This window comes from Desulfosarcina sp. (assembly GCF_041551955.1).
In the GTDB taxonomy this organism is placed as follows: domain Bacteria; phylum Desulfobacterota; class Desulfobacteria; order Desulfobacterales; family Desulfosarcinaceae; genus Desulfosarcina.
Genome location: NZ_JBFELV010000189.1, coordinates 1 through 9172 on the forward strand (window position 1 = coordinate 1; position 9172 = coordinate 9172).

General features: G+C 59.5%; 4 protein-coding genes. 1 reads left to right on the top strand and 3 read right to left on the bottom strand.

Translation table 11 applies throughout. The features are described from left to right. Positions 1 to 67: 67 nt before the first annotated feature. The 3 genes from nfsA to ptsP all read right to left on the bottom strand — a co-directional run bounded on the left by nfsA (position 68) and on the right by ptsP (position 5743). Complete coding sequence (nfsA, locus tag ABYV26_RS14555; RefSeq protein WP_372682078.1) at positions 68 to 805, bottom strand: oxygen-insensitive NADPH nitroreductase; 738 nt, start codon at positions 803 to 805, stop codon at positions 68 to 70. A gap of 3 nt (positions 806 to 808) precedes the next feature. Beyond that, positions 809 to 3286: a mechanosensitive ion channel domain-containing protein gene (locus ABYV26_RS14560; RefSeq protein ID WP_372682079.1), complete on the bottom strand. Its 2478-nt coding sequence runs from the start codon at positions 3284 to 3286 to the stop codon at positions 809 to 811. A gap of 141 nt (positions 3287 to 3427) precedes the next feature. Then, positions 3428 to 5743 carry a phosphoenolpyruvate--protein phosphotransferase gene (gene ptsP, locus ABYV26_RS14565; protein WP_372682080.1) on the bottom strand — a complete coding sequence of 772 codons (2316 nt, stop codon included), beginning with the start codon at positions 5741 to 5743 and terminating at the stop codon, positions 3428 to 3430. A 289-nt stretch (positions 5744 to 6032) separates the two neighbouring features. Between ptsP and gltB the strand changes: the two genes are divergently transcribed. Beyond that, the coding region (gltB, locus tag ABYV26_RS14570; RefSeq protein WP_372682081.1) for a glutamate synthase large subunit at positions 6033 to 9172 on the top strand (3140 nt) is incomplete at its 3' end.

Genomic DNA, 9172 nt, shown 5'->3' on the forward strand with positions numbered 1-9172 from the left:
CTACCGGCTCCAAAAAGCGAGAACGCGCATATGCGCCGCAAGAGGCCGTTTCTGGACAAACACGCCTCTATTTGAGGAAAAACCCCTTCTTCTCCAAAAAGGCCTTCATGTGGGGTCGGATCACCCGGCCCATGAGGTCAGCCATCTGGTGAGTCCAGGCCTCGTCCTTCAGGTTGCTGTCGCGGTTCATAAAGTAGTGGTTGGTGGTCCTGTCGTAGGCCGCGAGCTTGTCGGGGTCATGCCGCTGCGGGTAACGGTCCGTGAACAGCACGGCATCGACCGGCAGCCGGGGTTTGGGGGGCGGATCATGGGCCGGCCAGCCCAGACACATGCCGAACACCGGATAGGCCAGGTCAGGGATCTCCAGCAGGTTGCAGACCGTTTGGGGATCGTTACGGATGCCGCCGATGTATACACCCCCCATACCCAGCGATTCGGCAACGATCAGCACATTCTGGGCCAACAACGCCACATCCACGGTGGCGGTGACAAACTGCTCGGCCCAGCCCTTTTCCATCGTTGTTGCCTGCATGCCACAGGCGACTTCAAGCCGGTTGAGGTCGGCACAGAAAACCAGGAAAACCGGCGCCCGGGCCACCCAGGCCTGGGGGCCGGCAAGCGTGGCGAGGGCCTGTCGTTTGGTCATATCCCGAACCCGGATGACCGTGTATGCCTGGACAAAATGAGACGTGGCCGCACACTGGGCTGCCGCGATGACTGCGGTCAGGGTTTCATCGTCCACCTGCTGGTCCGTAAATTTACGGATCGAGCGGTGGGCTTTGAGCAGATCGATAGTCGGGTTCATGGGCTATTCGCCTTCCTGATCCGCGCCGACGGATATGGGCTCCGCAGGGGCCTTTGGGTTGCTCTTCAAGCGGTCCGCGGCCTGGCCGTCCACACTGCGCAGATGCAGATCCCGCTGGGGAAAAGGGATCTCCACACCTTCGACCCGGAACCGCCGGTCGATTTCACTGATGATGGCGCTCATTACGACGAATCGATTATCAAAATCGGAAATCCAGACCCGCAATTCAAAATCCAACGAACTCTCGCCGAAATTCAAAAAATACACCTTGGGCCGAGGGTCGTCGAGGACCTGGTTGCTCTCGGTGGCCACCGTCATGAGCACACGCATCACCGCTTCCACATCGGAGCCATAGGCAACACCCACCGGTATGATCAACCGCATGCTGCGGTCTCCCAGAGTCCAGTTGGTCACCTGGCTGGCGATCAGGTCGCCGTTGGGCACCACGACCTCCGCCCGATCAAAGGTCTGGATGGTCGTGGCGCGCAGTCCCAGGTTCATCACCCGTCCCTGTTGGCCGTCGCTGAGTTGGATCACGTCTCCCACTTTGATGGGCCGCTCGAACAGCAAGATCAGTCCGGAAACGAAATTGTTGACGATGGCTTGCATGCCGAAGCCGATGCCTACGCCCAGGGCGCCACCGATGATGGTCACATTCTTCAGCTCGAAGCATAGGGCGGACAAGGCGATGAGAAAACCCACCAGCACCAGACCATAGTGCACCAGACGAACGATGGAAAGCCGGGCACCGGTATCCATCTGCTGACTGCTCAGCACCTTTTCCATGAGCAGGGCCTGAAGGCCCCAGGAGAGCACAAAGGCACCGTATAGAATCAGAGCCGCCGTCATCACCAGGCCAAGGGTGACACGCTGCTCGCCGATGGTTACACCGAACGTGAAAAAAGCCTGCATAGCCTCTACCGGGATGGCGTAAAGCTTCCATGCCACCATCAGGTTGGCAGCCACGAAAATGACGATCAGGATGTTGGCAAAAAAAATGGCCCGGTGCAGGATCGCATCGGCGTTCTGGCGAATCAATAAAAGATTGCCCGTGGGCAGGGACTCGGCGCCTAACTCCAGGGCCACACGGACCAGCCGAATCCCAGCCCAGCCCATGAGCAGCAGAATCGACGTGCGGATGGCGCCATCCATGATCTGGACGGCAAAATTGCCAAAACCGATGACATTCGCCACGGTGATGACCACAAACACCACGACGACCAGCCTGAGCAGCCAGACTCGTGCCGCCGGGTTGCCGACGGCTACTCCCTTGCGACCCCGCCACCCGAAATAGGCGATGCCTGCCACGGACCAGACCAAAAGGAACAGGCGCATGAGTGCCATAGGCACCCCCGCAATCAGCAGGGCCTGGAATCCGATCATCACCAGGATCAGGATGTAGATGGCCCGCTTGATCCAGGGCTCCTTGACAAAGGTCGACACCAGCCGTGCGGTCACCACACCGGCAACAGTCTGAATCAGCACCCGCCACAGGGTTGGCGGCGATCCGTAAAGAAAGGAAAGGGTGAAGATGGTCACGAACAGGGACAACGAGACGGGTCGTTTTCCCAGGAACCGGCGGTCGGGATTGTCCAGCAGGTGCGACCGGTAACGGCGAACCAGAGTAAACATGAGCACGAAGACCACCACCTGAAGAACGATGACCCAGCCCTTTTCCGTAAAATAAACCGGATCCGGGGGGATCAGGGTCTTGATCAGCTGGGAGGGTTGGGTGGTCAGTTCGATCAGTTGCTGCAGGTAGGCGATTGAAATCATCGTCGGCATGCCGCCGCGCAGGGTTCCTCCGCGTTGTTGCGCCATCATGACATTGATCTGGTCGGTGAGACTTCGGATTTTCGCGCCGATATCGCCGGCCTGCTGCTGAACGGCCAGCAAGGGCTCCAGCTTCCGGTTTAGGATATCCAACGCGTCATTGATGTCCGTGGTTGCCCGTGTGAAGGCTTCGGCAACGCTCGTTAAGGATAGGTCCTTGCCCAGTTGCGATCGCCACCCATCCCAGCGGGTTTGTGCCGCCAGCCATGTACGACGCCGGGACTCCACGTCCTGAATAGCTTCCGTGAGGAATCTCACCGCCCGTTCGACATCGTCGGTTTCGCTGCGGACCTCCCCTTTTAACGCCGCCAGTTGCTGATAGCTCTGCAGATCTCCATCCTTGAGCTGACTCAGCCGGTTGATGAACCGGTCTATTTCTGAGTTGGCCCGTTTGAGCCGCTGCTCCAGCTTCTGAAGAAAATCGCCGGTCTCGGGCCTGCTTTTCAGTGCAGATAGGCGTTGGGTCAGGGCGCCGGCCTGGTAGACCACGTCGGCCAAGCTGGGAACCGCAGGCGATGCTTCAGGAGTCGCGGCCGGCGGCGCTGCCTCTTCGCATAGCGCCGGGATGACAGTGCTGAAAACAAGCCAATCGATGGTCACCAAGATGAAAAGCACACGAAGGGGGACAACGGTTAACCATCTCATCATTCGGTATTCCTGATCGCTTTAAGCAATATGGCTGGGCTGTTGATGAACAAGGATATGGTCGATTGCCGAAATTTGATGGGATTCTATACCAATCGGACAGGATCAATCAATGCCGGAAATGGTATTGATTTTATAACGGCCTCAGCATTGAACCAGGATTTTTTGAACTGCATCGATGCTTCCTGCGGACAGCAGCGCACGGGCGTAATCCTTGCAGCGGCCGACATCCAGGCCGGCAATGCGCTGGTGCACGAGGGGCATAAACTGTGGATCGATGCTCAGCCGTCGGATGCCGATGCCCAGCAGAAAGGGAACCATTTGATCATCGTGGCCCATTTCCCCACAGACGCTGATCGGCTTGTCGTGATCGGCGGCGACCCTGACCACCCGCTCCAACGCCCGCAGCACCGAGGGATGTTCGGGGCGGTAGTAGTCGGCCACCCGTTTGTTGCTGCGGTCCACGCCCAGCATGTACTGGACAAAATCATTGGTGCCGATGGAAAAAAAATCGGCCTCTTCGGCAAACTCCGCCATGGTTTCCACTACCGAGGGCAACTCGACCATCATGCCGATGGCGGGGTGATCGTTATGGTCCAGCCCATCCGCTTTGAGCCGATCCAAACAATCTCGCACCACCTGGCGGGCCAACAAAAAATCGTCAACCGAAGAGATCAGGGTAAACATGATCCCCACCGAATCGCTTCCGGCGGCGGCGCGCAGGACAGCTCGAATCTGCTGTTCGAAAATGTCCCGGTATGCCAGGGTAAAACGGATGGACCGCAGGCCCAACTCCGGATTCGGATCATTGACCGAATCCGTATAGGCCAGCGTCTTTTCACCGCCGATATCCAGAGTACGAAACACCACCGGCTTGTTGCCCATGGCCGCCACCACCTGACGATAGACTAAGTATTGTTCGGTTTCCGAGGGAAACGACGGCCGGATGAGAAAGGGAAATTCGGTCCGGTAGAGGCCGATACCCGCCGCCCCCATCTCCCTCGCCAGGGGCAGCTCGCCCAGCAGATTGATATTGGCCAGCAGATCCACGCGTGTACCCTCTCGCGTGTGGGCGATTCCCATCTGGATGGGGGTATTTTGCCGGGCCACCTGCTGCAAGGCCTGATGGCGGGCATCGAAGCGGGCAATGATCTCCGCCGATGGATCCACATAGACATTGCCCACCTCGCCGTCCACCAATACCGGCGTCGCTTCGGACAGGTGCATCAAATCCGGGCATTGGACCACCACCATGGGGATTTTGAGAGATCGGGAAACGATGGCCACGTGGGAGGTTACCCCTCCGTTGGCCAGCACGATTCCCGCCACCGATTCGGCGGCCAGCTTGAGCAGTTCAGATGGATAGAGCTCCCGGGCGATGACCACCCGACCGCTGTTTTCTCCGCTGCCCGCCGGTGATGGCGACGCCAGATTGTTCAACAAACGGCCTGCCAGATCTTGGATATCAACCACCTTTTCCCGGATGTAGGGATGGGGGCTGTCGGCAAACAGATCCAGGTAATGGCGGGCCACCTCACGCACCGCCCGGCTCGCCGGATCCCCTTTTTCAATTTGCTCGGCCATCCGATCGATGAATTTGGGGTCTTTGAGCATCATGAGATGGGCTGCGAAGATCAAGGCGGCACTCTCCGGCAACCGTTCGGCACATCGTTGCTGAAGGGCGTCGAGTTGTTCACCGGTTTTCTTGACCGCCCGCCGAAAATCTGCCATGCTCCCGCTGTCGAACACAGCCGGCTCGTTCACCAGACGTCCATGGCTCCTTCCCCAGACGGTCGCCCGGGCAAAGGCGAAGCCGCCGGATGCAGCCTGCCCTTTGATGAAACCGAGGTTGCGGACCGGTCGCTCGGGAACGCTGCACATGCGCTGCAAATCCATCAGCAGCCGGGCATTTTCCAGAACCGCGGCCAGCTGGGCACTGGTAGCTTTCAAGGCCATGACCTCGCTGGTCTCGAAATAGTCCGCTACGGTGTGTTGGACCACCAGCACGCCGATTTTTACCACTCCCTTTTGAATGGGCACGGCCAAAAAGGATTCGTATGGCAGTTCATCGGTTTCCGGAAAATAGCGAAACTGGGGGTTGCCGCTGGCATGTCCCTCACAGACCGGCTGGCGGGTTGCCATGACCGTACCCACCAGCCCCTGACCGGAGCCCATGCGCACCCGGTCCACCGCGTCCGGATTCAACCCAACCGTGGCCTTGAGCACCAGTTCGTCGGCCGTCTCGTCGTAAAGGTAGATCGAACACACCGGCGTTCCCAGGTGCCTGGAAACCAGCGCCACGGTGCGCTGGAGGAAGTTTTCGATGTTTTCACTGCCGGTGACCAGTGCTGACAGGTCGCTCAGGTCACAAAGCATGTTCAGCAGGTGCTGCCGTTTTCCGCCGGTGGGCATGTCGGACCTTTCATCGTTTAAAATGGTTGGCTTGAGTGAATAACCCAATGCATCTCCTGTACCGGATCCAGTACCAGGCAAAAATCGGGTTAATCATGAAAGAACTGTCACAGATTTCGACAAAAATGTATTTGCTCGTCTAAGGTTTATACATTTTTGTATAATATTTCCTTTTATGTAAACCGATAAAATTTTAGGCCCACATGCATGGCAGGTCAATTAAGCGCCTGGCCGCCCCCCCGTCCATCGACCAAATAACTGGTATATGCATTGCAGCACATTAAACAGGCGATATTTCCCTTCGAACATAACGTTAAGCCAAGCCAGGTAGAAGCAAATGACCACAGACGCCGGAAAGTTAACAACGCCACCAGTTAAAGGCCTTTACCGCTCATCATTCGAACATGACGCCTGCGGCGTGGGCATGATCTGCGACCTCTACAACCGTAAAGGGCATACCCTGGTCCAGGATGCCCTGAAGATCCTGGTGAACCTTACCCACCGGGGCGCCTGCGGCTGCGACGAAACCACCGGCGACGGCGCTGGAATCCTCATCCAAAAGCCCCACCGCTTTTTGCAGCAGGCGGCCCAGGATGCGGGCATTCACCTCCCTGACGAAGCGGATTATGCGGCCGGCCTGGTGTTTCTGCCGTCGGACAGGAACCTGTGCGAGGCAGCCCGAGCGGCGCTGTCAGCTGCTGCTGAAGAAAAAGGACTGATTTTTTTAGGATGGCGACGCTTGCCTGTAAATCCGGATGCGGCCGGCGACTTGGCTCGACGGGTGATGCCGGAAATCCAGATGGCCTTCGTGGGCAGGGGTGACGCCGGCGGGGATACCTCAACCTTCGAACGCAGGCTTTATCTCATGCGCAGAGCCGCTGAAAACCGGATCCGCAAGATGTTCGCTCCGCGAGCGTCCCAGTTTCACATCGCCAGCCTCTCTTCGCGAACGCTGGTTTACAAGGGCATGCTGCTGGCGGACCAGATGACCGCCTTTTACCCAGACTTGTGTGACCCGGCCATGACCAGCGCCTTGGCCTTGGTCCACCAGCGCTACAGCACCAACACCTTCCCCTCCTGGGATCTGGCCCAGCCCTTCCGCTACCTGTGTCACAACGGGGAAATCAACACCGTGAAGGGCAACAAAAACTGGATGCGTGCCAGGGAGCCTTTCTTCCGTTCCAGCACTTTCGGTGACAACATCGTGGACCTGATCCCGGTCTCCACCCCCGGTGGCAGCGATTCGGCCACCCTGGACAACGCCTTGGAGCTGCTCTTGCACACGGGGCGCCCCCTGGCCCAGTGCATGATGATGCTGGTTCCCGAGGCCTGGCAGCACCACGAGACCATGAGCCGGACAAAGCGGGATTTTTACGCCTACCACGCCTGTCTCATGGAACCGTGGGACGGCCCGGCAGCCATCCCCTTCACCGACGGCATCAGTGTCGGCGCCGTGCTGGATAGAAACGGCCTGCGGCCCAGCCGTTATACCGTCACCCGGGACGGCCGGGTGATCATGGCTTCGGAAACCGGCGTGCTGCCGGTAGATCCGGCCAACGTGGTCACAAAGGGACGACTGGAACCCGGCCGCATGTTCCTGGCGGATCTGGAGCAGGGCCGCATCATCCATGACGACGAGATCAAGGAAACCATGGCCGCAAGGCAGCCTTATGGACGATGGCTGAAAGAGAACCTGCTGCACCTGGCAGACCTGCCCGCGGTGAAACCGGAGCCGGCATCGGCCGGTAAAAACCTGAGCGTCCAACAGCATCGCTTCGGTTACACCGCCGAAGATCTCAAGCTGATCATAGGCCCTATGGCCGAAAGCGGCCTGGAACCCACCGGCTCCATGGGCGACGATATCCCCTTGGCCATCCTTTCCAAACGGCCTCGCCTGCTCTACGACTATTTCCGCCAGCTGTTCGCCCAGGTGACCAACCCGCCCCTTGACGCCATCCGGGAGAAATTGGTCACGTCCCTTTCCACCACCATCGGTCGAGAACACAACCTCTTTACCGAAACGCCCCTGCACTGCCGTCAGCTGCACCTACCGCATCCCATCCTCACGCCGGTAGATCTGGCCGCCATCCGTGCATCGGACCACGATACGCTGAAGTCGGCGGACCTCTCCATCTGCTGGCCCCTGGCCGATGGTGGGCCGGGATTGACCTGCGCCCTGGAAGCCTTGTGCCGCTTTGCCGTTCGGCAGGTGCAAGCAGGTACTCGCCTGCTGATCCTGACCGACCGGGACATCCCCGACGGCCACGCCCCCATACCGGCCCTCTTGGCCACCGCCGCCGTGCACCACGGTCTCATTGCCGCCGGCATGCGCGCCGGCTGCGGCCTTATCGTCGAGACCGGCGAAGCCCGGGAGATCCACCACTTCTGCTGCCTGCTGGGCTATGGCGCCGGGGCCGTCGTTCCCTGGTTGGCCCTGGCCACCATCGACAGGCTGGCTGATGCAGGCCGACTGAAAAAAACCGATCCCCCGGCCGCCCGCACACGCTATATCAACTCCGTTAAGAAGGGAATACTCAAGGTCTTGTCCAAAATGGGCATTTCCACCCTGCAAAGCTACCGGGGGGCCCAGATTTTTGAATGTGTGGGCCTGGACCCATCAGTCACGGATCGCTGGTTCAGCGGAACGGTCTCACGAATCGGCGGCGCAGACATGCCAACGATCGCCCGGGAGATCAAACTGCGCTGGGATGGGATGGATCGACATGCAGTCACCGACACGCTCCTGCCCGCCGGCGGCCGCTACCAATGGCGCCGGGACGGCGAAGCCCACCAGTACAATCCCGCCACGGTACCCCTGCTCCAGCAGGCCGTGCGACAGGACGATGAAGCGGCGTGGCGGAACTACCGGAAGGCGGTGCACGAGATTAACCGGGAAGAAGGGCTGATCCGCGGCCGCTTTGAATTCAAGCCGGCCGATTCACCCGTGCCCATAGACGAGGTGGAACCCTGGACCGAGATCGTCAAACGCTTCAAGACAGGCGCCATGTCATACGGTTCCATCAGCAAGGAGGCCCACGAAACCCAGGCCATTGCCATGAACCGCATCGGTGGAAAAAGCAACAGCGGCGAGGGCGGCGAGGATGCCGACCGCTTCTCACCCGATGCCAACGGCGACTGGCGCAACAGCGCCATCAAGCAGATCGCCTCAGGTCGCTTCGGCGTGACCATCGGATACCTGTCCAGCGCCGTGGAACTCCAGATCAAGATGGCCCAGGGAGCCAAGCCCGGTGAAGGCGGCCAGCTGCCCGGGGAGAAAGTTTACCCCTGGATCGCCGCCACACGCCACAGCACCCCTTACGGGGGGCTGATCTCGCCGCCGCCCCACCACGACATTTACTCCATCGAGGATTTGGCCCAGTTGATCTTTGATTTGAAATGCGCCAACCCCATTGCCCGCATCAATGTCAAACTGGTCTCCGAGGTGGGGGTGGGCACGGTGGCCGCCGGCGTGGCCAA